Genomic DNA, 26,281 nt, shown 5'->3' with positions numbered 1-26,281 from the left:
TTTTAATGACACAGTTCACGGGACACCCTCATTTAAATCAAATTAGGATTAATTCTTTAATCCTAATCCTTTTATAACTTGCTTTATAATTGACGACTTCTTTTGCCTTTTAACTTTAGTGATTTCTTCATTCATATTGACCACTTTGTTTTCATCACAAGAATATTCTTCATCCCCTAGATCTTCGAATTCAAAAGTAGGTATAGAAGAGCTCGTAACAAATATTTCGTCTTCTACCTTATCTTCTTTTAACCCAAAACGCATACATCTTTCCTGAGGTTCTATATCCCACAAATATTCACCTATTATATCCTCTATTAGATGATATATTAGTTCTATTTTACTTTCTTCTACCTCTTCATATTCCAATGGTTCACCTAGACTTTCTACAACCTCTCCTTCTACTTCTAGCACTGTTCTAATCAAAAAACCATTCTCTGTATAATGAAGGTTAAACGACATCATCTCCTCATCTATAACGAAAGACATCACCTTCTGCTTAGAAGCTTTATACACTAGCGAAGCCATACCTATCGATACCAAAACTAAAGTAGCATCCTCTAAAAAACAAATATCTAATATATCTGATTCCTTATCACTAACAGTAGCCTTCTTAAAAGTAACTTCTTCTTCATGTACTAACTTACTTTTTAGTATTACTTCTAACCCTTCCAAATCAGATTGATAATTTTTATCTATTACTATACCTCCTATCTGTAGTCCCATATATTGTTTAACTCTCTATTTACAGCTTGAAAGATACTATTTTCTTATCTAAATACACTTGCCTAATTGTGAAACAGCTGTTAATTATAATAAGTTCCATTTTATTTAAAAACTATTTATTCTTTCATTTACTTATAATAGTATTTAAAGAATTAAAATCATATAATTGTCCTTCATAAATAATTTTTTGGAGATCAAAATCAACAGTCAAGGTGTAGGACACATTTCCTTCTGGATATATCCTAAAAATCAAAATCAACTGATTGTTTTCTTCTCTATAGTTTTCTAAATCCCAAGTATTTGATCCAGTATCTAATACAGCTTCATGAGTTATTGCATCTCTAATAACAAAAGTATTTACCCAATGTGACATTCTCATTTCTACTAAAGCAGTCCAAATTTGATACCGACCATGACAGACAGTCTGTACATCAATCAATCTATCCATTTATTATAAATTATCAAATCTTAAATTTACTACTAAAGTATGCCATACTACAAAATCCCCAAAGATATACGTCAATATTCTACCTTAATAGCTATGTATTTTATTATAAGTGATTCTAACAAATTTAGCATTTGAGTAGAATGGCTCTTTGTCATATTCATTTATACTTCTTTCCAATACTAATATTTCATCTGTCAACACACGAATATCATAATCCTGATAATCATCTGTATTCACCTCTTTTCCTACTCCTAAATACAATTTATCCTCTATCATAAACCACTGAAAAGGAGAGCGCTCATCACATATGATATCAGTGTCTTCACTTTCTTTGTAAAAATCAGTTTGAATCATAATTTCATGTCTATGAAACTCTAGTGTCTGTGGAGGACAACAAGTACTATCTACTTCTCCTGCAATGGCGCCTCCCCATCTATCATAATATTTTTTACTTTCTAATTTCCACTTACCTATTAATAGTGCTTTATTTTTACCTTGATGGCTAATCTGCACATCATCACTAGAACAAGAAATAAAATTAAAACACAATGTGATTGAAATAAATAATAAAAGTAATTTTTGTTGCATAATCGTTTGCTTTGTAAATTTTGGCAAATTTATAAGGTCAACACATTCAAAAAGCAAGACAAAAGTCCCTACAATAAATCGAATATATAATTAACAATGAATTGTAACAATTTATTAAGAAGAATAAAAAATAATAAACCAAAAAAAGTAAACCTTGAGAAGGTTTAGCCTCCTTTAGGCTAAAAAAATAACATAGATTTACGCAAAAAACAAAATATTTTACTAAATAAAGAAAAAATAAAAATAGTTATTACAAATTTCTATTTTAAAAAACACAGTATTTATTTACTTCTTAAATTAAGATAAAACAACATATTTAGTTTAGATATATCACATCTATCAACAGTAATAAATAAAATAGACATATACCTTTAAAGTATATATACAGTATTTAAAAATCACTTATTCTATAGCCTCAAAACGTTCTTTTTTTCTTTCTTCTTCTTGTATAACCTAAAAAACAAAAAAAAACAGCTATCTCCACTCTTGTTTTGACAACTGTTTTTTAAAGTTATATTACTTATTATTTACAGAATCTTTTTACTACCCACATTATAATAATTACGGTAAGGTGCTAATGCTTAAGAGTAATAAAAGACTAGTTTACTTTTTTATAGATAATTTTAATACTGCTTACATTAGAAGTATAACGATTACCATCTTTTACATCTATCTTTCGTTCAATAATTAATCGATCCTGACTTAATACTCGAATATCATAAATCTGTTCAGCATTTTGCTCTAATGATTTACTGATACCTAAGTACAATTTGTTTCCGCTTAACATCCATTGTCTAGGAGACCTTTCATTGTAATAATTCCCTTGACTATCTTTTTGATTTGAATAATCTGTTTGAATAGTAATGCCTCCTTTATAATAATCTACTGTCTGAGCAGGTACATTTAAATCACTTGCCAAAGTCTCCTTTACTATTCTACCATCTACATCTAACTCTGCTTTTTCTACAAGTTCCCATTTACCAAACATTTTAGAATTATTTTGTGCTTCTTCAGTAATTTGTATATCATCACTAGAAGAACAAGCAGTAAGGCTAACTGCAGACATTCCTAAAAATAGGAGACTAAATAGAGTTTGTTTTTTCATTTCGACTATTAATACATTTATATTTTTGACAAATATATATCGACATCTGTGAATTATCCAAAATAAAAACTCAAAATAAATTCACAATACGTGAATAAACAGGTTTTATAACTAACATTTAACAATTTCAATTTCGTGTATTTGTTAAAAAATCACACATTGTAATTTTTACACCAAATAAACTTACTTTAATAACGAATTATTAGAATATAAAAACAGTCAATCTACAATTCGTATAATAAAACAGACAATATAGAAATAAACACAACTTACCTCAACGCAAACAAAGTACTAGTAAGACATAAAAAAAGACTCTAGTACATACTAAAGTCTTTTATAATCGAATAGTAAGCTATCCACTTACCATTTTCTATTCATTCCTTTTTTCCAATCATAAGGCATAAGAGAACCTAAAGTTACATAGTGATCATCTTCTACTTCTACGATCGCGTTTTCATTTTCTTGTGCTAATTGAGTCATAAACTCTCTACATCTTCCGCAAGGAGGCACAGCTTCTCCCTTCTCAGTTATAGCTACTACCCGTCTTATTCTATTTTCTCCATGCTTTAGCATATCTGCTATAGCCCCATGCTCTGCACAGAACCCCATAGAACAAGCAGTATCAATACTAATACCTGTATATACATTTCCGTCTATAGTCTCAATAGCAGCGGCAACACTTCCATACGCAACAAAATCATTTAATTCAACTGATTTTGCATATTTATGGGCTATTTGCTTTAATTCCTTTGCTTCCATTTAATTCATTTTGTTAGGCATATCCATACCATATTATTTCCTCACTATACTCATTATATCTATTCAATTCCCAATCACCAAATACTTCTGCTATTCCTAGTCCAGCATCAGCTACTAATAGTCCTATCTCATTAAAACTAGGAAAAGCAATAGTAGATTGTGAACTAAAATTCTCTTGTGTATTATCAATACTATAATAAGTCGTATAAGTCAATGCTCTTGCATCTCCTTCATACGTATTCCACGCGGTGACTTGCCCATGCAAAGGATGTTTAAATTGACGTATAGACTCCTCTTTTGTCCACGTTAACCAATCTTTCACTAACGGATTCCGACTATCAAAGATATATCTACCTCCTTCATTTAAGTGTACTTTGATTGTTTCTAGAACAGCCAAACGATCCTCTTTCGTCAAGAAAACCTGAAATACATGACCTGATAAAATAATCAAATCAAACTTCTGCTCTAAGCGAATAGTTCTTGCATCTCCTTGAACCCATTTTACTTCTGAACTTCTTTTCTTTGCCTTTTCTAGCATCGCTTGAGCATACTCCACTCCTACTACATCTTTTCCTCTTTCTGATAAGACAGTAGCTAATCGCCCTGTTCCACATCCTAGATCTAAAACTGTTTTAGCTTTATCTGCTAGTTGTACATATCTCTCTTCATTCTCCCATAAGTTATCATAGTCGTAAAACTGAACCAAATCTACATTTTGATATAATTGATCTTCCATAATTATAGTTTAATCGTTAGTAAATCTCTATTTAAGAAAGGAACTAACTTATTAATTATATCTGTTGTATACAATTTCAAATAATGAGTAGTAGTTCCATCACTACAACCATAAAAAGGCTGATCCAAAACATCTTGATCAAATACTAATTGAATATCGCTAGCTGATTCTCTTAATAATCCAAATATAGATGCTGCTCCTACCTTGGTCTCCATCTTTTCGTATAGCATCTCTGCTGGTGCAAACGAAACCCTAGAGATGCTTAAAGCTTCACTAAACTCTTTACTACAAAAAGGTTTGTCTCCTAATGTAACGAATAGGTAAAACACTGTTCTCTGTCTATTGCACAAAAAAAGTGTTTTGACCATATTCATATCTAGCCTCTCATTAATCAACAAACAATCTTCCATTGTAATTGCCTCCTCTGTTTCAACTCTTTGCCAATCCATAGAAAGCTTAGACAATGTATCATAAGTCTGTTCTTGTAATTTAGAAAGATATCGCGATGGCCGTTCTAATGATACTTCACTGATATAAAACATATTTTATCTATCTATTACCGCACTCTCTAGAATAGAGAAACGCTTATTAATACTATCTATCTCTGCTACACATCCATATGGCAAAGTGAACGTTGGGCACGTATGACCAAAGTCCATCTGTGTTATCACAGGGAGAGTACTTAGACCTTCTTCATCAAGTATTTTAAGCAATATTTGCTCATATTCTTCAGCGTACATATTGTCATAAGGTCTTCCTAATATAATTCCATTTACTAAATGTAAAATACCCATTGCTGCATACCCTCTTAACCAACGCTCTATATAAAGAGGAGCTGTCTTTTCTTCAGAAGTTTCTAAAAACAATATACTTCCCTTCCACACATCTAATTCTGGCCAAAGCTCCGTTCCTTTTATTATTTCTAATACTTCCATGCATCCTCCAATTAAAGTACCCTGTACGCTTTTTTCTCCTCTCACATAGCGCCACCCTTCACATGGATTCAGCTTGCGTTTAGTGTTTTGTATGCTCACATCAAACCAATCTAAATACTCTGTAGTCCAACCTTCTGTATTTGGAGACACTGGTTCTACTGGTTCTATCTCAAACAATGTTCGTTTGATATCTTGTATCTGATAATCATGCATTTCCCCATTCTCTGCAAATCCCACTAATAACGAAGTACCATAGAAAGAGCTCAACCCTGCTTTTAGGCACATAAAATGCGTTACTGTACTATCTGAAAATCCTAGAAATATCTTTGGATTATTTCTAATTACATCATAGTCAATATACTTTAATAATCGAATACTCTCGTCTCCCCCTATATTGGTAATAATAGCTTTTACTTTCGGGTTTTTAAATGCATCCATTAGATCCTTAGCTCTTGCCTCTGGATGATTATAAATCCACTCTGCTGATTCTAAAGCATGTGACGTCTCTATAACTTTAAGTCCAAATATGTTTTCCAGTCGAGCTTTTCCTACTTGATAACGATGTGGTAACTCACCTGCCCCACCCCATGACAAAGAAATTGTCGCAACTGTATCTCCTTTTTTTAATCTCTTTGGCTTTATTAATCTTGTCCTCATATACTTATAATATTAACACCTATAGTTTCATGATCATCTCATGTTGAGTAATATAGTGCTCTAAGCCTATTCTCTTTAAAAACGAGATGAAATCCACTCCTTTATCATCCACATTAGTAATCAGAATAGGGGTTTCCAAAATATTAACCACATCATTCACGAGAATTTTTGCTATTCCTTTATTTCGGTAAGCTTTATCTACCGCTAGTTGATATATTTTACCACTGCTTTTATGATAGGCTACATATCCTACGATATTACCTCTCACTTTAGCTACTTTATACCGAATGTCTTCCTTAGCTTTTTCTAATACAGCTATTGAATTTTGCCAACTTGGTTGGATATCCCAAAAAGGAAGAACTGTTTTCCAACATACTTGCTCTACATCTTCTATTACAATATTAGCTGTCTTATAGTGCACCTCACGTGGTTGTCCTTTGAAGCACAATAAATCTCTACTTATATTATATCCTTGAGCTTTATAAGCACGAATAGCTTTATCGTTTCCTTTTATTACCTCAAGGGATAGATTTACACTACTACCCGTTTCTTTCCAAATAGGAATAGCATAACTATACATCTGAGCGACTAAACGCTGTCCCCTATATGTAGGTCTCACTCCTGTACCAGCATTATAATAATAGACTTGCTCAGCTTCTTTCTTCACTCCTGTTAGCATAAAAGCAACTAACTCCCCCTTATCAAATGCTCCGATAGAATAATCTAAGTCAACCAATTCACTATTTAGTTTAAATGCCAAGCTATCTTCTGTCAAATGAAAGGGAAGTATATAATCTGAAAATGAATCATTAAATACTTCTGTAAGCTCGCGTACACTTACTTCTCTAAGACTTCTAATTTTCATATCTCCTTTTTACTTTAATTTATTATATTCACCTCGTAACAAACTAAAAACAACAGAGTCTTCTATCTGTTCTCCTTTTACATAATGACTTCTCAATTGTCCTTCTCTAGTAAATCCAAACTTCTTCACTGTATTTAAGGAAGCCATATTATCTGGGCTAATGAAGGCCTCTACTCGTCTCAATTGCATAGTTTCAAATCCATAATGTAAGACCGTATTTAAGACTTCACTCATCACACCTCTTCCTTTCGAGTTATCATGATACAGTCCATATCCTACCTCAGCTCTATCGTGTTCTAAATACCAAGTATGATATCCACAGTACCCTAATATATCCTCTGTTTCTTTATCAATGATTAAAAACATCAAATATGATTTATTATAAGTACGGAAGCCATAGGCTGCTTTTACTTTTTCTTTTTCTACTTCCTCTTCAGGAATACCTATATAATGCAAAAGTTCTTCTGCAGTAGCTAATCTTAAAAAGTTTTGATAAGCTTCAGCTTCTAGTATTCGTAATTTAAAACGGGAAGTTTCAATATGGTCAAATATAAATTCTCTCATTCTGTGTCATTCTAAGTGAACTAAATATAATATTGAGTATATTTAGGTTCCTGCAAATTAAAAAAAAGTCAGCATATAAGATAAACAAACAAGTGTGAATCAACATTTTTATATACTGAAAAGACAAAAGAAGGGCTATCCTTTACTTTCATTCTGAGTAAATTTACCATCTTTCTCTATTATCTCTATTATGATAGTATAATGACTCCGTTATTTTCTATCAAATAACGGAGTGAGTACGGACTCATAACGGACTCACTACGGACTCATTCAAAACTAAAGCTATCTCAAACTACTATAAGTGTACACTTATCATAAACAGTCAACCTTACTTAACTAGATTATATAAATTAGTAAATATTTGAATATGTAAATAATTATCAAATAAAAATAAATACCTTTGTAGGAGAGTACACAATTAATTATCAACACCTTAACACATACGCTATGATAAACTATCACGTCATAATACCAAATGATAAAAAAGCAGTATTTCAAGAGTTTCTTGAGATAATTGGTGCTGATTATAGTGAACAGATTAATGACCTTAACCTAACTCTAGAACAACAAGGCATCTTAGAACAAAGGCTTGCAGAACCTAGCGAGAGTTATATTTCTCTTGATAAGGCACTTAATGAACTATACAAAAAATATGACTTATAATATAGTTATACTCCCAAGTGCTATACATGACTTAGATGCTATATTTGAGTATTATTTTTTGATATCTAAACGTATTCTAAATTCCTTTAAAAAAGAATTTGATAAAACATTGAAAGTATTAAAGAATAATCCTTTCTTTCAGATAAGATACAATGACATACGAGCTATTTCTATTAAGAAATTTCCGTATGTCATTTTTTTTAGAGTAGATCCTTATAAACAAATGATACATATAGTAGCTGTTTTTAATACTGCTCAGAACAGTGATAAATATCCTGTATAAAAAAAGGGTATCACGAATGACACCCCTTTCTCCTCTAATCAATAATAATCTTAACAGATTAATTCAACCTTTCCGCTTACTACATCATAATAAGCTCCTACTACACCTATTTTTTCTTCAGCAATCAATTTAGTCAATGAAGGACTCACTTCTTGCAACTGTGCTACTATCGTTCTTACGTTCTCCATCGTCACTAACTCTACTAACTCTGATGCTGACAAATCTTCATTACTGTGTTTTTGGCGAACTTTATCTACTACTGGATGGATGCGTTCTAATATAGTGTCTAGTTTACCTAAAGTCGTATGGTTACACGCTCCTGTCACAGCACCACATCTACTGTGTCCTAATACCATGATTAATTTACTACCAACCACATTACAGGCATATTCCATACTTCCGATTACTTCATCTGTCAATACATTACCTGCTATTCTTAAACTAAAGATATCTCCTATCCCTTGATCTAATACATGCTCTAGTGGAGCACGACTATCCATACAACTCAAAATAACGGCATGTGGATGTTGACCATCTTTAGTCTCTTGTAGTTGGTGTAAGAAGTTTCGGTTAAACTTCAAGTTATTTACAAAGCGGTTATTTCCTTCTAATAATAATTCTAAGCTTTGTGCTGGCGTTGTATTTGCTAATATTTCTTTTGTAAATGAATTCATAATTAAATGGTTTTTCTGTGTGATAAAATAATGTTTTGTTGGTCTCCTGATACTTTCACTTCTTTGTGAAAACCTGTTGTAGTAATCAGTATGTTTTTTTCTTTTGCCTTTTCATTTATAAACGTCTCTATAAGCTCTAAGACATCCACATGGATATACCCCATACGCTTTGCGTCTATAGCCAAGTGACAATTATCTGGCAATTGATAAAGCCTGTTTTTAATCGCTGTCTTGTTCAAGAACGATACTTCCTCTGCTAAAGTCAAGGTATATACTACTTGCTCTTGCTTTATCTGACGATGCATAGAGAATGCTTTTCTTACATTTCCGATTAGTAAGAATAATACACTCACTCCCATACCTACAAGGACACCAACGAGTAAATCTGTTACTACTACCATAATAAATGTGATGATAAAAGGAATAAACTGTGTGTATCCTTTATGCCAAAAGTGCATAAGAATAGCTGGACGAGCTAGGTTATACCCTACTAAGATTAATACTGCTGCTAAGGATGCTAAAGGAATCATATTTAATACTAAAGGCAAGGAGATAACTGCTATTAATAAGAAAATACCATGAATGACTGCAGATGCTTTATACAATCCTCCTGCATTCACATTAGCAGAAGAACGTACTACTACAGAAGTCATCGGAAGTCCTCCTATCAAAGAGCTTAGAATATTCCCTATTCCTTGTACTTTTAATTCTCTATTAGTATCTGTATGTCTCTTCAATGGATCTAAGCGATCTGTCGCCTCAATACACAATAAAGTTTCAATAGAAGCTACAATAGCAATAGTCCCTCCAATCATCCATACAGCAGGATTAGCAAATCCTGTCCAATCTGGAAATACAAATATGGAACTGATATCTGATAAACTATCAAACATAGGGATCGACACTAATCTCGATGGTTCGATAGCTAAAGAGCTACCTGTAGCAATCCAAAACTGGTTAATCAAAATACCGACTACCACTACAATTAAAGCTGCTGGTAAAAAAGAGACTTTCTTAGTCCACTTCATCTTATTCCACAGTAATAATATGGCTAATGAAATAACAGTAATAATCACCGTACCCAACTGGACAGATGCAAAAGAGGTGATATCACCTAAAGCATCTACTCCAAAAACCAATGGCAATTGCTTAATTAAAATCACTAATCCAATACCTGCTAACATTCCCTCTATTACACTTGATGGAAAGTAGTTGGCAATAGTACCTGATCTTAACAATCCTAATATCACTTGCAAAACTCCTGCAATAATACCTGCTGTAAGTAATAATTCAAATGATCCTAGCTCCGTTATAGCTCCTAATATAATAGCCGCTAAACCTGCTGCTGGACCACTTACACTAATATTTGAATTACTCAGTAATCCAACTATTACTCCTCCTACCACACCTGAAATAATACCTGCAATAGGGGGTGCACCAGAAGCTAACGCAATTCCTAAACACAGTGGAAGTGCGACTAAAAAGACCACAAGGCCTGGAGCAACACTCTTCTTAAGTGCTGCGATACTCATATTTTTTGTCATTGTTATTTTACGTTTAGTTTTTTCTTTTTTAGCCACAGATAAAGGCAATAGAAGATCTGTCGATTCATTGTTGTCCAAAAAATCAAGAAGGTAAATATTGACTTATTCAATACTTAAAAGCTAAAAAAGAAATGATTAACGAACTAAAGGCTTCTTCATTGCTGACAATTAACCATTTTGCAAAAGAAGACTTTCGTTACAACAAAAGACATCATAGGTAATTAAACCCACATTCCGCATTAGCCAAATACTGCAAAGCAATTCTACTTCATATCTCTTTCATTAGCTCTAAAACCATACTATAGTATGCTTGTATCACTAATTGAGAGTTATTTTGTATAATTACTTTTCGTTTATATGTCTATCGTGGAATATGGGTTAAATGAAACATAATACATGCTCTACAGTACATAAACCTAGAGACAGTATTAGCTAAATACTACAAAAAGATTCTAAGCCATAACTCTTTCTATAGCGCTATCATTATACTATCGTATGATTATAATACTAATTCCGATTTGCATTGCGTAATTACTGTTCATTGATCTATCTATTGCTAGTTCTAGAATGAACTATCTAATCATCCATCTCTATGAAAATAGATAGGCAAATAACCTATAAAATGTCTTTTGCTAAATCCTCTACTAGTGTTTACTAATAGAAGTCATATTAAACTAAACGTTCAGGAGGGGGTAATAAGATATCGAACTCTTGTGATTCATACACAAGTTTCAAATGAGAAAAGTTTAATTCCAATCCTTCTCCAGCATCTACTAGATTAAGATGATTAGAAGCAGATAAATCCCACAAATGTCCTTTGTGCTCTTCTTCTGCATTAGTGATTGGCTTTTTATTTTCTTCAGAAATGGTCACAGAAGGTATCTCTAATTCAATGCCAGCTAGCACCGCAATAGTCGGCGTAGCAATAAAGTTTACAAAGAATAATAATACAATTAGTGATACATATTTCATATCACAAAAATATTTTTTTTCTGAAATATGACAATATTAGACTTGTTAATTTTACTATAAAAAGTAGTTTTTATAGTAAACAACATCACATTTCAACAAGGTTTTAATGTAAAAACCACACTTAATGTAGCTTATTTCCTTCTATACTTTCTTTTGCTTTTCTTCCTATTCATCTGATATGCAAATACTAAACCCACTAACGCTCCTACTAAATGCCCTTGCCAAGAAACACCTTCTGCGACATAGCTAGGTAATACTCCATAAACTAACCCTCCATATAGTATCCCAATGATAATAGATACTAAGATTAAAACTAACTTGCGAATAAATATTCCACTAAAGAATAGAAAGAAAAAGAGCATATAAATTAATCCACTTGCTCCTATATGACAACTCATCATACTTGTCTGAAAGTAACCAAAATCAGGTAATAGCCACAAGGCTAAACCTGAGGTAATCCACCCCATAATAAGTACTGTATATGCTTGCTTTTTATAAAACAAAAACAATACTACACTAAGTATAAATAAAGGTAAAGTATTACTAATGATATGGTCTATCCCACCATGAAACAGAGGACTTAAGAAAATTCCTTTAATGCCTTCTATACGCCAAGGAATCACTCCATAACAATCGTGGAATATACCCAATTGTTGTAGACCAAATATAAACCACATCACTCCTACCAACAATAATGGTGGATAGAAATCTTCTTTCTTTAATCTAAGTTCCTCGTTTCTCACTGTACTCTATTTTATGTTAAAAGTACGATTATAATCAACATATCACCCATAATCAAACAACTTTCATAAAACTTCACACAACTAAATAATATTCATAACAAACAACATTAATATATACCTAAAAAAAATGGCTACTCCATTACAGAGTAGCCACTTCCTAATTATAATAGATGAGCTTTGATTTTATAATTGTACTTTACTCACAGTATCACCATTCGTATCTACTGCAGCCTCTTGCCCTTCTACTTTAGGCATTCTCTTTGTTTTATTTGTAACATAAGCTACTCCTGTATTTTTATTTACTGCTACAGTATTAGGGTGACTTCCCGTCTCTAATTCTGTAACTACCTCATAGGTTTTACCATCAACAATAACAGTTTTACCACTTTCTCTATTTGCTAAAACAATTTTATCTTGTTTTGGTAAATAGTTTACTCCTAATGACCCTCCTTTAAACTTTACTACTTTTAGTAACTCTCCACTGTCAGCATTTAATACTGTTAACCCAGTAGAAGAATTTGTCACAAACAATCTTCTTCTTGATTCATCAATAGAAACATTAATTGGGCTTTCTCCACCTGAAGCAAACTTCTTAATCACTTTTTTAGTCGTTGGATCAATAATAGCTACTTCATTTGTACCCATATTAGCAGCGTATAACTTCTTCGTTTTAGTATCAAAAGTAAGTCCTGCTGTAAAAATACCAGTATTGTCTATATATCCTTTTAATACATCTTTATCTCCATCAATGATCCACACTTTCCCATCTTGTTGTGTGTCTGATGCATAAATAGTATTTGTTTTCTCATCAATAGCAATCTCTCTATTGTGACCGCTTTCATTCGTTCCTGGAATTACTTTAGTAGCTCCTGTTTTTAGATCGATTACAGTCACTGCATTAGTAGTTGTATTCGTTCCATAAATCTTTTGAGTCTTTTCATTTACTGCAATACCAAATACAGGATTCCCGTTCACACTGTACTCTTTTTCAACAGATAAGTCATTGCCATTTAATTTATAAACAACTCCTTCTTTAGTTTTAAAATCGATTACAGAAGCAACATATACTCCATTGTCCACACTATTGTAAGCAACTTCATATAGTCCTTTTCCTACTTGTTTATTTTGATCTATTGATTGTGCTGTAGCAGTTGTTCCCATTGCTGCTAATACTGTAGCACTCAAAAACGTTAATGATTTAATGTATTTCATATTGTTATTATTAAAAATTAGTACTTTCTACTTTAGATAAGCTACCTATCATCCAATTAAAAGCTTGTTGCCAATACCACGCGCCATGCTTTCCTTTTGGATTAATATTCAACTCATAATTCAGGTTTAATACCTTGTTATTTGTTTCTAAAAAACGAAGAATATCTTCATCCATTCTAACCACATTCCCATCTCCTTTCTTGCGATTCTCACGTCCTCCTCCATAGATAAAATAAGTTTGTTGTCTTATTTTATCTATTTGACTAGTAGATAAGACATTGACATAAGTATCTAGGTTGTGATCATCTTGCCAAATAGAAGGAGAAAACACGCCAATCTTTCCAAATGTATCTGGATAAGTCAACCCTGCATATAAAGAAATCAATCCTCCTAAAGAACCTCCAGCGATACCAGTATGATGAACATCTGACAGGGTTCTATAAGTCGAGTCTATATAAGGCTTTAATGTTTTAACTATAAAAGAAATATAAGCTTGTCCTTCTACGACAGGGTTCTTCTGTGTAGGAAAAAAAGAATATTCTTTTTCTCTTAGATTCTTTTGATAATCATGATCTATCCCTACGATAATATATTGATCTCCATATTTGGCTATAGTCTCATCTACTTCCCATTCTACTGGGCCTAGTCTACCTTCTGAAGTAGCCTCGTCAAACAAATCTTGTCCATCGTGCATATACCACACAGGATACGATTCTTGACTATGGTCATAATCTTTAGGTAAATAAATTCTAATATCTCTTACTCTATTTAACTCAGGGATATAGAAGTTCTTCAGTATCACTAGATGATCTGGAGCTGTAGACGTTTCAAACTGGTCTCTCCATGCAGAAATAGTATTCTTTAATACCATATCTTCTTTAACTTCTACATCGTGTAAATTAATCAATCTACCTTTCTTAGATGACTCTAAAGTCTGCCAAGTACCTCGTGTGAATTTATATTCTAGAACTCCTACTGGGATGTCTGCCACCTCTACTAGATATTGATTAGATGTCCCTGAGACATTACGCATGAGGTAACGTTCATCTTTAGGATTCCATTGATTAAAATTACCTGTCAAATAAATAGGTTCTTCTGTGTGAGCAAAGTCTTCCACTGTGACTTCTACTCTAACTTTAAAACTGTTCTGTGCTTGCAAATTCATAACTACCATTAAAACAATAAACACATACTTTTTCATTAATTACTTTTATAACTTGTTTACTTTAAACAATCCTTGAGGCTTTCCTCCTTTTTGAATCTCAATAGAAGGCGTTGCTTTTAGCATATCTTCTGATAATTCATAGTATCCCGATTTTGTATCATTTACCACACGAATAAATTTCTTATTATCTATTTTAGATACTCCTAATGAAGCGGCTGGTGTTTCGACTAATGTTACTCCCTCTATCTGAATAGGTGTTACTGCCTTACTCTTAATATCAATCACTACATACTTCCAAATAGGAGTCAAATTAATTGTTTGTGGATTTGCTAATGGTACATCATTTACCAACGTTACTATTTTTCCTTTCTCTACATAGATTGTTGAGAATTTACCAGGTGTTACACTGTTAAACATCGTATTGAAATCTAATTCCCATGATTGGTCTACTTCATTTGATCCATTCTTAATACGTGCTATTTTAGATTGATCTCCTAAACCTCCTGTTTTAATACCTTGACACACGAAATACAAATCTTTATTCTCGTCAAAATAATACAACGGGTTCTCATCAACGAAAGCAATATTACCTGTATTCTTTACCTGAGTATCTCCTATCCATTTTCCATTAGTCAAATCAATAACAGCAAGATGTACATCAGTTGATACACCATCAAACATACCTCCCTGTGCCCCTTGGTTCTTTCCAAAAGTGATATCAGCATATAGTTTATTGCCATTAATTGCTAATAAATGTTGACCTATTGCTTTAAAGTTTACTCCTTGTAGATTTAACTTTTTCTCTAACGCATTAATCTGTTCGGCATAATCTCCTAACATTCCTTTTTTTGCCATTCCTACTGGATCAAACATCTGTATTTGTGTAGGTTGACCTCCTTCAAAATAATATCCTGTTGTATGATCATTCGTTAATGTAAAGTTCCCTGAACCTGCTATTTTTGGTTCTAAAGCAATACTTTTAGTAGTGTAAAAGCCTTTATCATCAAAAATGAATTGACCTAATGCACGAGAATTATTGTCATCAAACATTCTATACACTCTATTACCATATTGACGATAACCTCCCATTCCTCCTGTGGTTGTCGTATTACCTGTAGCATTGTCTATTGCTCCTTTTGGTAAAGAAGAATAGGCTTTTAAGAAACCGTTTTTAACAGGTCCTTTCCCCTCTGATAAAGTCATCAAAAAATATTGACTCTGTTTTACTTCTGGGTCTACTGGTGTTACAGGATTATTGTCATCTGAAGAAGAGCATGATGCTAGTGTTAATGCAAAAGCAAATGACATTGATAATAATGGTTTTATAAGTCTCATGTTAATTAAGTTTATAGTTAAGTTTTAAGTAGATACTCCTACCTGCTTTTTGTATTTTAAAATAATCGTATAAATCTTGATTTAGTAAATTGCGTATCTCAACTCCGATAGACACTCCTTTATCATTTAACTCATATAAAGTACCTAGAGTAAGAGAAGTCTGATCTGGAACAATGTTTTTCACATCTCCTTTACTCTTTCCAAACAATCCTAAGAATCCATTTGGTTCCATAGATTTATCAATAGGTTGAATGTAAAACTCACGAACGAAATTAAGATTAGCATAAGCTGTTAATCGATCTTGCTTCTTGAAAACATCAGTAAACTTAGCTTCTGCTCCAATGTTGGCAAAAAAGAATGGAATATTTGGTACTCTATTACCTTTTAACCATTTATCTGCGGCTTGTTTAAACTCTCCATAACGAATACTTTGCCAAGTAAAGTTCCCATAAAACTTATAGTTCTTTTTTACTTTCAGGCTTAGATCTCCTTCAAAACCGTATCCATTAGCCTTTTCTTTATTGACAAAAACAGAGAGAGGTGGATTACCTGACACAAGTACAATGATATCTTTTGTGTGTCTGTAAAAACTATTAAAACTATATTGGAAGTTACCCACCTCCTTCTCTATTCCTAAATTTAAATTGATACTCTGTTCTGGCTTTAAATTAAAGTTCGATGCTATAAAAATATAGTCACCAAATAACTCTGTATATCCTGGTAATCTTCTTGCATCTTCTACAGAAAAGCGAAGATTAGTTTGTTCTGTTAATCTATATTTAGCTCCTAAAGCCCAACCAACTGCATTATCTGATACATCATGAATATCTCTAGCGGATAAGTCTACATTACTAGCAGTATTAAGCCCTCTACTTGAATAATTATACAACTTCACAATTGCATTTGTTTCCAATTTCTTATCCCACCACTGACTCGTCAATCCTATAGCTAACACATTCTTTTTATAACGAGTAGGAAGTTCTATCACTGTTTGGTTCAAATCCTGAATTACTCTTCCATAAGGATCTTTACCCTCTCTTTTAGTATAATTGTAAGTATTGTTTAACCAGATTTGTTGTGAAGGATTAATCGCATAGCCTATCAATGTTCTTGAAGTAAAGAATGTCATATCTATATCAGCATCCATAGGCATATCTCCTTCCCCTCTATACCCACGTGGGGTGAACTCTCCTAGCCAGTTATACCTTCCTTTTAAAGTATCAATAGCTTGTGACTTCACTACATTATAAGATAGAAATTGATCTATAGATAATTTATCATTGAATACGGCTTTTTTATACCTTAATGTTGGAATAACACTGTGTTGCTTATCTTCAATTCCTCCATAAGGTACAACCATTGAAGTAGGACTATTTTGAAGTTGTTTATCGATATTATAATAACTTATACCTAGTTCAATTTTATCTGCCCAAGAAAGATTATGAGCTCCTAAATAAGCATTAGCAAAGAAGTGCTTATATCGATTGTGAAACAACTTTACCTTAGAATGAGTTTGAGCTAATTCAAGATCAGGAGTATTAATCTTATAATCATTATCAGAGTAATTATAAAACACCTCTCCTCCTGCATATAGATTGTCATTTAAGTTATAATGCCCTCTTACAGCAGAGCGAATTGTATTAAATGAACCATATTCTACAGAAGCTCTTAATTGATTACTTTGTATAGAAGAAGAAACTAAATTAACTGCTCCTCCTAAAGCATCACTTGCTAAGTGCACAGGGATAATTCCTTTATATACCTCCACTTTATCCAATACATCTAATGGCACATTAGAAATATTATACCCTTGTCCCAAATAGTTTAAAGGAATACCATCCTTAAAAAAACGTATTGCATTACCTTGAAAACCATTCAGATTAATATTAGCCTCTGAACCTAAGCCTCCTCCTTGTCGGATACGCACTCCAGTAGTCTTGTTCATTAAATCATTTAAAGAGGTAGGACGAAGAATCTCACTTTTAGTATCCATAGTGACTGCTCTAATAATATCTCGATTACTATTTTGCTGTTCATCTTTAGTTTGAACAATAATATCTGATAAGATGGTGTGGTCTTCTTCTAAAACAAATGAATTGCGAATCAAATCCACAGTATCGAATGTTTGATTCACACTTTGATAGTGTTCAGCAAATACTTGAATAACATAAGACGATGCAGGTTTTAGGTCAAACTGAACCTTACCCTCCCCATCTGTTATCAGTTGTTGATTATTTACTATTACGACAGCATTCTTTACCAACTGATTACTGTTATTGGTAATAACGATACTCTTCTTTATTTGCCCCAAAGCTAATGAGGTACTGGCTAGAGCCATCAATAAGGTTACTTTACTAAGCCTGCTCACTTGTTATTTATAATTATTTTAAATAATGACAAATGTAGACTTATTTACCTCACTAACAAGAATAATTCTAAATAATCATTTAAAATAAGCTTAAACTAAATATAAAAAACGCACAATAAAGAACAATTAAAAATAAAAACTATAGATTTATAAATTATATAATTCAAAACATCCTTTGATATACTAAATAAAAAATAGAATAGTTAAAGTTATAATACTCACTTTAGGTTACATAAAAAAACCTTCTAATCTTATTATGATCAGAAGGTTTTTTATAATTTATTCCTCTTTATTCCATTTAACAAAGTACTTAGCTATTCTACCAAAATTGGTTATCATTAAGAATCCTAACACTAAATTAGCAAAAGCTCTAAAAGCCCATATTCATCAAAGGTAGGCATATTTTCATTTCTGATAGCTACAGTAAATCGTTGTATAATCCATGTAATCATATAAGGGAGATTATTCACAATGAGTATTCCTCCAATAATAAATATCCCTACCTTAACAATATCAACAGCAGTCAGATTATCGACTACTATTTTATCAGTGTCATAACCATTACTTAAGCGGAAAAGGCTAACTATCTTATCTCCATATAACATTAACAGAGTAAATACTACCAACAAAAAGATATATTGACTTATATCTAACAGTAAATCACCAAAGGTATTTTCCTTTACAGTAATCAAATAGTACAAACTACTTAATAGAGACAAAAAATAGGTAAGAAATAAGTAAAACCCTAATAACTTCACTAATGCCGTAAACAAATCTCTTTTACTCATAGATACTCATATTAAAGATTGAGAGTATCTAATATACAACTAATTAGTGTGTCTTTTTTAGTTTATTCACAACAATACACTGCTTGTTCCATATCGTGATAGAACAGTACTGTCCAATGCTCTTCCTCAGCCTGTATCTTCCATTCTGTACGCCACTTCATCGCTAGTTTACCGTCATAATCACTTTTAAACGCCATATTAAATTCTAGATAGCTATGCTTTGGTAGATTATCTGCACCATAAAAGATGGTTTGTTCTTTGTCTTTAATCCAAAATACCTGCATATACGGCGTATGCCCTCCCACCACTTGATAAGTAATCTGATCATCTATACTACCTTGATCATCATTCATCCATATGATATTAGGTAATACCAAGGCCTCTTCCAATATATCGTAATCAAATGAAATATCATCCATAGACAACTCTGCAAAAGCAACTTCTCTGCGTTGAATGTATATTTGAGCATTAGGATAGCGTCCTATATATCCTTCTTCTGTTTCTTCAACCAAACCGTTGATATGATCTTTGTGCAAATGCGACATCAACACTCTATCTATATCCAAAGGAGTTAATCCTTCTTTCGCCAATAATTCATCTATTTTGTAAACACCATTCTCTTGATATCCTAAACCTACATCTAATAATGTTTTATGATTATCTGTTATGATCAAAAAAGGTTGTACTGCTAATTGTATTTCTGTGGTCAATACCTTATCTCCTATAGGTAAAAAATTCTTTACCTCATCTTCATAAAAATCACCTTCTTTTAAGGGTACTACTTTAATCATTGTTTTGTGAGTTTTGAATTACAAAGATAAATAGAAATAAAGAAAAAGGATTGTTCTAATCACAATCAGAACAATCCTTCCTATTATTTTAAAAGTTCTTCTTTCAAATCCTCATAAGAAGTGAGAACAGTACTTTTCTTTTCTCCTTTCATAATCTCTTCCAATCTATCAGGTATAGGAATCTCTATTTCTAATAATTGTTCTATACACTCTGGAAACTTAACTGGATGTGCTGTTCCTAAGAATACCCCTGTAAAATCATGATGTGCCTTAGCGTACTCCTTGATCCCTAGATATCCCACTGAAGCGTGAGGATCTAGTAGATAGCCACTCTTCTCATATTGTTCTTCTATTAATGCTAATGTAGCCTTATCTGTAAAAGAATAGGCTGACAGATCTTTGCTCAACTCCTTCGCATCTTTAGCAAACAATTCTAATATACGCACGAAATTGCTCGGGTCACTTACATCCATCGCATTAGAAATTGTCTCTACTGTTTGTTTCGGCGTATAGGCTTTAGAAGAAAAGAATCTTGGTATTGTATCATTTGCATTAGTAGCTGCAATAAAATGAGCAATAGGCAATCCCATCTTTTGAGCTAGCATCCCTGCACATATATTTCCAAAGTTTCCACTAGGTACAGATACAACCAATGGTTTGTTTAAATGTTGTAATTCTTTATACATCAAGAAATAATAGAACATCTGAGGTAACCAACGAGCTACATTAATTGAATTCGCTGATGTCAAACGACAAGATTTCAACTCTTCATCTAAAAAAGCCCTCTTTACCATCGCCTGACAATCATCAAAACTTCCTTCTACTTCTATTGCTCTAATATTCTTACCTAGCGCAGTTAATTGCTTCTCCTGGATGCTACTCACTTTCCCTTTGGGATATAAGATAACAACTTCTATTCCTTCCACATCATAGAATCCGTGAGCTACAGCACCTCCTGTATCTCCTGAAGTTGCCACTAGAATAGTAATTTTCTCTTTTTCCCCTTTGACAAAGCTTCTCAAACATCTAGACATAAATCCCGCTCCTACATCTTTAAAAGCTAATGTAGGTCCATGAAATAACTCTAATGTATAAACATCTTGATCAATCGACACTACAGGAAAATCAAATGCTAACGTTTCTCTTACAATCGTTCTTAGCTCTTCTTCTGCTATCTCTTTCCCTACAAAAGGAGCGATAACCTGGTATGCTATCTCTTCCTTACTCATCGCTTGAATACCTTCAAAAAACGAAAGAGCTAACTGAGGTATTTCTTGTGGAAAATACAATCCTTTATCCTCGGCAATACCTTGTATTGCAGCTTCTTTAAATGAGGCTACACGCTGAGGGTTATTTAAACTATAATACTTCATTACAATACTTTTATACCTTGTGAATTAATAGGCGATACATGAATATCAAACTCATACCCTGCATCCTTTACTACTTGACGCATTGCTTCTGCTACGCGCTCTGCATTCTCCTTGCCTTTGCTCAATGCAAACACAGAAGGTCCTGCTCCTGATATTCCTCCTCCTAATGCTCCATGCTCACAAGCTGCTTGTTTTAACTCTGCATAGTTTGGTATCAATAGTGAACGTTTAGGCTCTACAAATTCATCGTGTAATGAATTACCAATCAAATCGTAATCAGAAGTATAAAGTCCACATATCAATCCGCCAAGATTACCACATTGTTTAATCGCTTGTTTTAAAGTAACTGTTTGCTTTAAAACCGAACGAGCATCCTTTGTTTTCAATTCTATCTGAGGGTGAATAACAGTAGCGTATAGCTCTTTTGGAGAATCTATATGAACTATATTAAGCGGTTCATAACTATGAATAAATGCAAACCCTCCTAATAACGCTGGAGCTACATTATCCGCATGAGGTGCCCCACTCGCTAAAGCTTCTCCTTGCATAGCATAATAGATCAACTCTTTATTGGTCAGTGGGTATCCACATAACGCATTGATACCATAAACTACTCCTGCACTACTAGCAGCACTACTACCAATACCACTACCCGCCTTGATATTCTTGTGAATCACAATCTCGAAGCCAAAGTCAGGTTGTAGTTTTTCTATTAGAGCTAAAGCGGCAACACCTGCTACATTCTTCTCTACTTCAAGTGGTAAATCAGCACCAATAATCTCTTTGATACGCACTCCTTTTTCTGCTGTTTGAGTGATAATCATTTCATCACCTACATTATCTAAACACACACCCAAAACATCAAATCCACATGATAGATTAGCGATTGTAGCTGGGCAAAATATCTTTATTTCTTTCATCTTATAACAATTTACTTCCTATTCTTATTACATCTGCAAATATTCCTGATGCTGTCACTTCTGCTCCTGCACCCGCTCCTTTTATTAATAACGGTTGTTCTTGATAGCGATTTGTATAGAACATTACAATATTATCTTTCCCTTCTAAGTGATAGAATGGGTGATTAGACATTATCTCTTGCAGACCTACACTAGCCTTACCGTCATTAAGCGTTGCCACTACTTTTAGACAAGCTCCTTTAGCTTTTGCCCCTTCATATAGAGCTTTAAAATGAGCTTCTTCCTTAGCTAAAGCTGTAATAAACGCATCAGCATCCTCAGCCTCCATACAAGACATAGGTAAGAAACTATCCACCTGTACATCTTCCTCTTCTACCCAATAGTTACACTCTCTCATCAGAATCATCAGTTTTCTCTTCACATCTACACCACTCAAATCTATCAATGGATGAGGCTCTGTATACCCTTCTTTCTTAGCTAGAGCTACTATCTCTGCAAAAGGTTTAGAACCGTCATATTGATTAAAAATAAAGTTCAAACTACCACTTAATACTGCTTGTATCTCTTTTACTTGATCTCCTGAGGCAACAAGGTTCTTAATTGTATCAATAATAGGTAAACCTGCACCTACGTTTGTTTCGTATAAGAAAGGAGCATTGTACTTCTTAGATAGGCCTTTTAACTCTTTATAATATTCCATTGTAGAAGAACATGCTATCTTATTACAAGTCACCACAGCAATACTATTCTTTAAATATGATGCATAAGTCATGGCCACATCAGCAGTAGCGGTATTATCTACGAATATGCTATTGCGCAAATTCAGTTCTTTGATCTTATCTAAGAATCCCTTTTGAGTCATAGGAACTCCACAATTAGACAAATCTTTTACTTCAGCCAAATCAAAGCCTTCTACATTAAAACACATCAATTTAGAATTAGCTATTCCTACCACTCTAACATTTACTTTCAGATGTTCTCTTAAATAATTGTGTTGTTGCACGATTTGCTCTAAGAACTTCCCTCCTACATTTCCTATTCCCATAACAAATAAGTTCAACTGAACCACCACTTCTTCAAAGAAAGCTTCATGTAGCACATTCAATGCTTTCTTGACATCTTTCTCTAAAATTACAGCTGAGATATTTCGCTCTGATGCCCCCTGAGCGATAGCACAGATATTAATATTGTTACGACCTAAGGCACTAAACATTTTACCACTGACTCCTTGATGCCCTTTGATATAATCTCCTACAGCTGCAATAATAGACATCCCTAATTCTACACGAACCGGTTTTACTTTTTTGTTTTGTATTTCAAACTCAAAAGCTTTGTTAATCACTTGTTCTGCTCTTACGGCATCTGGAGCAATAATAGCAAAACAGATAGAGTGCTCTGAAGAAGCTTGAGTAATGAATATCACATTGATATCCTCTAAAGACAATACTTCAAACAGTCGTTTAGAAATACCTGCCACACCTACCATCCCAGGACCTTCTAGTGTCAGCAGTGCTAGATTGTCAATATTTGTAATTCCTCGTACAGGATTAGGGTCTGTACTTCCTACAGTACTGACTAAACTTCCCTCTGCTTCTGGTTCAAAAGTATTTTTAACAATCAATGAGATTCCTTTAGGTAAAATAGGCGCCAAAGCAGATGGATACAATACTTTCGCCCCGAAGTGAGAAAGCTCCATTGCTTCTTGGAAGTTGATGTGTTTCACTATTTTTGCCTGTTTTACTACTCTTGGGTTAGCCGTATATATACCACTTACATCTGTCCAAATCTCTAGTTCTTTTAAATTAAGAGCAGCTGCGATAATAGCTGCAGTATAGTCAGATCCACCACGTCCTAATGTTGTCACTTCATTTGCTTCTGACTCTGCTATAAATCCTGGTACAATAGTTACTGCACATTTATGTTTCTCAAAGTAATCAACGATTAACTGATCAGTTACTTCAAAGTTTACAGCTGCTTTACCAAACTTGTCATTTGTCTTGATAAAATTTCCACTATATCCGTGACGACAGTCTTGCCCCTGTGCCTTCATAACCTCAGCGATAACATAAGAAGAAAGGCGTTCACCATAAGACATAATCAAATCCTTAATGCGAGGAGATAACTCTCTTAGTAAGAAACACCCTTGTAACAATACTTCTAATTCATTCAGCTCTCTAATTACACTGCTCAATATTCCTGCTTGATCATTCACAGGGATTAATGCCCTAACAACTTCTAAATGACGATGACTAATATCTTTAAATTGGTCTATATATTCTTCATTATGTGCCGCCGCTTGTACTGCTGCAAGCTGTAGTAGATCAGTCACTCCACTCAGCGCAGATACCACTACGATAACAGGCTCTTCTATCTTATTGATGATATCTATACATCTCTTTATATTCACGGCATTAGCCACTGATGACCCGCCAAACTTTATTACTTTCATAAAATTTCATTGATTTGGTTTTCTCCCAAAGCAAGTAACTAATTGATATTAATCGCTTTGGACAATATAAAATACAGCCGTTAATAAATAAACGACCACAGACGATGGTTATATGTAATAAATTCCCCCTTTACAGGGTTGAGATAGATGACGATGACGAAGATGTCAACGTAATAGTAGTTACTGTAGAAGTAGTAACGTTAGAAACACGAGAAGTTGCACCACTTAAGATAGTAGTGTTTAAAACAGGGTTATATGTTCTAAAATTCGCGTTCATTGATATGGCTAAGATACCAAAACCATTTTGAAACAAACCAATAAAAAGTTAAAGAAATTCAAATATTTATTTCAAACGACTTCATTAAAGCACTCTTAATCCCAACAAATACAAGGGATAAACAACATTAAAAATATTTTAAAAAACACTCCTATTTACACAAAAAACAAAGAACTCCATCACTAAAAGTAATGGAGTTCTTTGTTTTTTAAACTCTGTAAACTTATTTTATACCGTCTTCATCAGCCAAATAAGCATATTTCTTTTGTCTATTTTGCCATCTTTCTTCTGCATATTGTCTCAAGTCCACGATCTTATCTTTCTCATCAATAATTTCAAAGCCAAGTAGAGTCTCGATAATGTCTTCCATAGTGACTAGACCATCTACTTCACCATACTCATTCACCACAATAGCGATATGCTCATGCTTCTCCTTCATCTTATTCCAAGTCGTAATCACATTCAGTTTTTCAGACACAAATAGAATATCTCTCTTTATCTCCTTTAACTGAATATCAAATCTATCTTCTGCTAAATACTCGAACGCAACTTCTCTTAGCACATAACCTGTAATATTGTCTTTCGTATCACTATACACAGGGATTCTAGAGAAATGTAGAAATTCTTTATTCTTCAGAAACTCTCTTAAAGTCATTTCTTCATCTGCACTAACCAACATAATACGTGGCGTGTGAATTTCGTCTATACGTACTTCATTTAACTTGAATACGTTTTGAATAATCTTGTTCTCTTTAACACCTAAGATACCTTCTTGCTCTCCAATGCTTGCTAAAGTTGCAATCTCTTCTCTACTAGTAGAAGACTCTGCATGCTTTTTACTCAACCTCTTTGTCAAGAAAGATGACATAATCACTAATGGATAACTTACAACTACCATAGCAGAAATAACACTTGCCATAGATCCATAGATATCCTTAGCATAATTTGCTCCTAAAGTCTTTGGTATAATCTCCGTTAAAACTAAGATTAACAAAGTCAACACAGCAGATACCACTCCGAAATAAGCTTCACCAAAAACTACCGTTGCTTGTGCCCCTACTCCTGCAGCTCCTACTGTATGCGCAACTGTATTAAGAGACAAAATAGCTGATAAAGGCCTGTCAATATCCTCTTTTAGGTTTATCATTTTTAAGGCTTTCTTATCTCCAGCTTCTGCCTTTGACTTTAAAAAAGAAGGGGATAAAGAAAGTAAGCTTGCTTCTGCGATAGAACAGATAAAAGATACAGCTAAAGCTAGAAACAAATAAACTAATAATAATGTCATGTATTTTTAAATATATACACAAGATTACCTATAAAAAACACTTAGTAAGAATAATA

General features: G+C 33.3%; 27 protein-coding genes. 2 read left to right on the top strand and 25 right to left on the bottom strand.

From position 1 onward, the window contains the following. Window positions 1-48 precede the first annotated feature (48 nt). From E0Z07_RS12425 to E0Z07_RS12380, 10 genes are all read right to left on the bottom strand, one after another. Entirely contained in the window at window positions 49-726 is a 678-nt protein-coding gene (locus E0Z07_RS12425; protein WP_006265167.1) for a hypothetical protein, read from the bottom strand. Window positions 727-850: 124 nt separating this feature from the next. Next, on the bottom strand, window positions 851-1,174 hold the full coding sequence (locus tag E0Z07_RS12420) for a hypothetical protein (RefSeq protein ID WP_006261041.1): 324 nt from the start codon (window positions 1,172-1,174) through the stop codon (window positions 851-853). A gap of 84 nt (window positions 1,175-1,258) precedes the next feature. Then, window positions 1,259-1,762, bottom strand: coding sequence for a hypothetical protein (locus tag E0Z07_RS12415; RefSeq protein WP_006261040.1), 504 nt, complete (start codon window positions 1,760-1,762; stop codon window positions 1,259-1,261). 598 nt (window positions 1,763-2,360) lie between these two features. After that, window positions 2,361-2,867 carry a hypothetical protein gene (locus tag E0Z07_RS12410; RefSeq protein WP_006261039.1) on the bottom strand — a complete coding sequence of 169 codons (507 nt, stop codon included), beginning with the start codon at window positions 2,865-2,867 and terminating at the stop codon, window positions 2,361-2,363. Between the two features lie 360 nt (window positions 2,868-3,227). Continuing rightward, on the bottom strand, window positions 3,228-3,626 hold the full coding sequence (locus E0Z07_RS12405; protein ID WP_006259096.1) for a cytidine deaminase family protein: 399 nt from the start codon (window positions 3,624-3,626) through the stop codon (window positions 3,228-3,230). A 13-nt stretch (window positions 3,627-3,639) separates the two neighbouring features. Further along, entirely contained in the window at window positions 3,640-4,362 is a 723-nt protein-coding gene (locus E0Z07_RS12400) for a class I SAM-dependent methyltransferase (protein ID WP_016649526.1), read from the bottom strand. 2 nt (window positions 4,363-4,364) lie between these two features. Next, entirely contained in the window at window positions 4,365-4,904 is a 540-nt protein-coding gene (locus E0Z07_RS12395; protein ID WP_016649527.1) for a YbaK/EbsC family protein, read from the bottom strand. A 3-nt stretch (window positions 4,905-4,907) separates the two neighbouring features. Further along, window positions 4,908-5,954 (bottom strand): S66 family peptidase, encoded by a 1,047-nt coding sequence (locus E0Z07_RS12390; protein ID WP_131540813.1) that lies wholly within the window; start codon window positions 5,952-5,954, stop codon window positions 4,908-4,910. Between the two features lie 19 nt (window positions 5,955-5,973). Next, on the bottom strand, window positions 5,974-6,819 hold the full coding sequence (locus E0Z07_RS12385; RefSeq protein ID WP_131540812.1) for a GNAT family N-acetyltransferase: 846 nt from the start codon (window positions 6,817-6,819) through the stop codon (window positions 5,974-5,976). Between the two features lie 9 nt (window positions 6,820-6,828). After that, on the bottom strand, window positions 6,829-7,383 hold the full coding sequence (locus E0Z07_RS12380) for a GNAT family N-acetyltransferase (RefSeq protein WP_016649530.1): 555 nt from the start codon (window positions 7,381-7,383) through the stop codon (window positions 6,829-6,831). A 447-nt stretch (window positions 7,384-7,830) separates the two neighbouring features. On the opposite strand from E0Z07_RS12380, the gene E0Z07_RS12375 reads away from it, so the two are divergent. Continuing rightward, complete coding sequence (locus E0Z07_RS12375) at window positions 7,831-8,046, top strand: hypothetical protein (protein WP_006259102.1); 216 nt, start codon at window positions 7,831-7,833, stop codon at window positions 8,044-8,046. Beyond that, the gene (locus E0Z07_RS12370; RefSeq protein WP_230486151.1) at window positions 8,036-8,329 is read left to right on the top strand and encodes a type II toxin-antitoxin system RelE/ParE family toxin; all 294 of its coding nucleotides are present in this window, start codon (window positions 8,036-8,038) and stop codon (window positions 8,327-8,329) included. Before E0Z07_RS12375 ends, E0Z07_RS12370 begins: the two co-directional genes overlap by 11 nt. Before the next feature lie 50 nt (window positions 8,330-8,379). Here the strand turns inward: E0Z07_RS12370 and E0Z07_RS12365 are convergent, their stop codons facing one another. The 15 genes from E0Z07_RS12365 to E0Z07_RS12290 all read right to left on the bottom strand — a co-directional run bounded on the left by E0Z07_RS12365 (window position 8,380) and on the right by E0Z07_RS12290 (window position 26,225). Continuing rightward, on the bottom strand, window positions 8,380-9,003 hold the full coding sequence (locus E0Z07_RS12365; RefSeq protein WP_006259105.1) for a carbonic anhydrase: 624 nt from the start codon (window positions 9,001-9,003) through the stop codon (window positions 8,380-8,382). A 2-nt stretch (window positions 9,004-9,005) separates the two neighbouring features. Next, on the bottom strand, window positions 9,006-10,547 hold the full coding sequence (locus E0Z07_RS12360; protein WP_131540811.1) for a SulP family inorganic anion transporter: 1,542 nt from the start codon (window positions 10,545-10,547) through the stop codon (window positions 9,006-9,008). Between the two features lie 669 nt (window positions 10,548-11,216). Then, window positions 11,217-11,519 carry a hypothetical protein gene (locus E0Z07_RS12350; protein WP_006259107.1) on the bottom strand — a complete coding sequence of 101 codons (303 nt, stop codon included), beginning with the start codon at window positions 11,517-11,519 and terminating at the stop codon, window positions 11,217-11,219. Between the two features lie 131 nt (window positions 11,520-11,650). Next, window positions 11,651-12,262 (bottom strand): rhomboid family intramembrane serine protease, encoded by a 612-nt coding sequence (locus tag E0Z07_RS12345; RefSeq protein ID WP_006259108.1) that lies wholly within the window; start codon window positions 12,260-12,262, stop codon window positions 11,651-11,653. Between the two features lie 183 nt (window positions 12,263-12,445). After that, the gene (locus E0Z07_RS12340) at window positions 12,446-13,474 is read right to left on the bottom strand and encodes a YncE family protein (RefSeq protein WP_131540810.1); all 1,029 of its coding nucleotides are present in this window, start codon (window positions 13,472-13,474) and stop codon (window positions 12,446-12,448) included. A 10-nt stretch (window positions 13,475-13,484) separates the two neighbouring features. Then, entirely contained in the window at window positions 13,485-14,675 is a 1,191-nt protein-coding gene (locus E0Z07_RS12335; RefSeq protein ID WP_131540809.1) for an alpha/beta hydrolase, read from the bottom strand. Between the two features lie 9 nt (window positions 14,676-14,684). After that, a complete protein-coding gene (locus tag E0Z07_RS12330; RefSeq protein WP_131540808.1) occupies window positions 14,685-15,974 on the bottom strand; it encodes a hypothetical protein in 1,290 nt (429 codons plus the stop codon). A 1-nt stretch (window position 15,975) separates the two neighbouring features. Continuing rightward, the gene (locus E0Z07_RS12325) at window positions 15,976-18,312 is read right to left on the bottom strand and encodes a TonB-dependent receptor domain-containing protein (protein ID WP_131540807.1); all 2,337 of its coding nucleotides are present in this window, start codon (window positions 18,310-18,312) and stop codon (window positions 15,976-15,978) included. A gap of 383 nt (window positions 18,313-18,695) precedes the next feature. Further along, window positions 18,696-19,130: a hypothetical protein gene (locus tag E0Z07_RS12320; protein ID WP_233445971.1), complete on the bottom strand. Its 435-nt coding sequence runs from the start codon at window positions 19,128-19,130 to the stop codon at window positions 18,696-18,698. A gap of 62 nt (window positions 19,131-19,192) precedes the next feature. Further along, a complete protein-coding gene (locus E0Z07_RS12315; protein ID WP_131540806.1) occupies window positions 19,193-19,921 on the bottom strand; it encodes an MBL fold metallo-hydrolase in 729 nt (242 codons plus the stop codon). 83 nt (window positions 19,922-20,004) lie between these two features. Then, window positions 20,005-21,294: a threonine synthase gene (gene thrC / locus E0Z07_RS12310; RefSeq protein WP_039329326.1), complete on the bottom strand. Its 1,290-nt coding sequence runs from the start codon at window positions 21,292-21,294 to the stop codon at window positions 20,005-20,007. After that, complete coding sequence (locus E0Z07_RS12305) at window positions 21,294-22,214, bottom strand: homoserine kinase (RefSeq protein WP_006265155.1); 921 nt, start codon at window positions 22,212-22,214, stop codon at window positions 21,294-21,296. Before E0Z07_RS12305 ends, thrC begins: the two co-directional genes overlap by 1 nt. 1 nt (window position 22,215) lies before the next feature. Beyond that, complete coding sequence (thrA, locus tag E0Z07_RS12300) at window positions 22,216-24,663, bottom strand: bifunctional aspartate kinase/homoserine dehydrogenase I (protein ID WP_006265154.1); 2,448 nt, start codon at window positions 24,661-24,663, stop codon at window positions 22,216-22,218. Window positions 24,664-24,793: 130 nt separating this feature from the next. After that, a complete protein-coding gene (locus E0Z07_RS18130; RefSeq protein ID WP_172461559.1) occupies window positions 24,794-24,940 on the bottom strand; it encodes a hypothetical protein in 147 nt (48 codons plus the stop codon). Between the two features lie 223 nt (window positions 24,941-25,163). Beyond that, the gene (locus E0Z07_RS12290) at window positions 25,164-26,225 is read right to left on the bottom strand and encodes a CNNM domain-containing protein (protein WP_073144349.1); all 1,062 of its coding nucleotides are present in this window, start codon (window positions 26,223-26,225) and stop codon (window positions 25,164-25,166) included. Between the last annotated feature and the right edge of the window lie 56 nt (window positions 26,226-26,281).

This window comes from Myroides odoratimimus (assembly GCF_004337635.1).
GTDB classification, from domain to species: Bacteria; Bacteroidota; Bacteroidia; order Flavobacteriales; family Flavobacteriaceae; genus Flavobacterium; species Flavobacterium odoratimimum.
Note: the sequence above shows the minus strand (reverse complement) of the source record. Positions and strands in the feature narration are given on the sequence as shown.

Coding starts and splice junctions, on each gene's coding strand:
- E0Z07_RS12425 (WP_006265167.1), bottom strand. CDS start 726: ATGGGACTACAGATAGGAGGTATAGTAATAGATAAAAATTATCAATCT.
- E0Z07_RS12420 (WP_006261041.1), bottom strand. CDS start 1,174: ATGGATAGATTGATTGATGTACAGACTGTCTGTCATGGTCGGTATCAA.
- E0Z07_RS12415 (WP_006261040.1), bottom strand. CDS start 1,762: ATGCAACAAAAATTACTTTTATTATTTATTTCAATCACATTGTGTTTT.
- E0Z07_RS12410 (WP_006261039.1), bottom strand. CDS start 2,867: ATGAAAAAACAAACTCTATTTAGTCTCCTATTTTTAGGAATGTCTGCA.
- E0Z07_RS12405 (WP_006259096.1), bottom strand. CDS start 3,626: ATGGAAGCAAAGGAATTAAAGCAAATAGCCCATAAATATGCAAAATCA.
- E0Z07_RS12400 (WP_016649526.1), bottom strand. CDS start 4,362: ATGGAAGATCAATTATATCAAAATGTAGATTTGGTTCAGTTTTACGAC.
- E0Z07_RS12395 (WP_016649527.1), bottom strand. CDS start 4,904: ATGTTTTATATCAGTGAAGTATCATTAGAACGGCCATCGCGATATCTT.
- E0Z07_RS12390 (WP_131540813.1), bottom strand. CDS start 5,954: ATGAGGACAAGATTAATAAAGCCAAAGAGATTAAAAAAAGGAGATACA.
- E0Z07_RS12385 (WP_131540812.1), bottom strand. CDS start 6,819: ATGAAAATTAGAAGTCTTAGAGAAGTAAGTGTACGCGAGCTTACAGAA.
- E0Z07_RS12380 (WP_016649530.1), bottom strand. CDS start 7,383: ATGAGAGAATTTATATTTGACCATATTGAAACTTCCCGTTTTAAATTA.
- E0Z07_RS12375 (WP_006259102.1), top strand. CDS start 7,831: ATGATAAACTATCACGTCATAATACCAAATGATAAAAAAGCAGTATTT.
- E0Z07_RS12370 (WP_230486151.1), top strand. CDS start 8,036: ATGACTTATAATATAGTTATACTCCCAAGTGCTATACATGACTTAGAT.
- E0Z07_RS12365 (WP_006259105.1), bottom strand. CDS start 9,003: ATGAATTCATTTACAAAAGAAATATTAGCAAATACAACGCCAGCACAA.
- E0Z07_RS12360 (WP_131540811.1), bottom strand. CDS start 10,547: ATGACAAAAAATATGAGTATCGCAGCACTTAAGAAGAGTGTTGCTCCA.
- E0Z07_RS12350 (WP_006259107.1), bottom strand. CDS start 11,519: ATGAAATATGTATCACTAATTGTATTATTATTCTTTGTAAACTTTATT.
- E0Z07_RS12340 (WP_131540810.1), bottom strand. CDS start 13,474: ATGAAATACATTAAATCATTAACGTTTTTGAGTGCTACAGTATTAGCA.
- E0Z07_RS12335 (WP_131540809.1), bottom strand. CDS start 14,675: ATGAAAAAGTATGTGTTTATTGTTTTAATGGTAGTTATGAATTTGCAA.
- E0Z07_RS12330 (WP_131540808.1), bottom strand. CDS start 15,974: ATGAGACTTATAAAACCATTATTATCAATGTCATTTGCTTTTGCATTA.
- E0Z07_RS12325 (WP_131540807.1), bottom strand. CDS start 18,312: ATGGCTCTAGCCAGTACCTCATTAGCTTTGGGGCAAATAAAGAAGAGT.
- E0Z07_RS12320 (WP_233445971.1), bottom strand. CDS start 19,130: ATGAGTAAAAGAGATTTGTTTACGGCATTAGTGAAGTTATTAGGGTTT.
- E0Z07_RS12315 (WP_131540806.1), bottom strand. CDS start 19,921: ATGATTAAAGTAGTACCCTTAAAAGAAGGTGATTTTTATGAAGATGAG.
- thrC (WP_039329326.1), bottom strand. CDS start 21,294: ATGAAGTATTATAGTTTAAATAACCCTCAGCGTGTAGCCTCATTTAAA.
- E0Z07_RS12305 (WP_006265155.1), bottom strand. CDS start 22,214: ATGAAAGAAATAAAGATATTTTGCCCAGCTACAATCGCTAATCTATCA.
- thrA (WP_006265154.1), bottom strand. CDS start 24,663: ATGAAAGTAATAAAGTTTGGCGGGTCATCAGTGGCTAATGCCGTGAAT.
- E0Z07_RS18130 (WP_172461559.1), bottom strand. CDS start 24,940: ATGAACGCGAATTTTAGAACATATAACCCTGTTTTAAACACTACTATC.
- E0Z07_RS12290 (WP_073144349.1), bottom strand. CDS start 26,225: ATGACATTATTATTAGTTTATTTGTTTCTAGCTTTAGCTGTATCTTTT.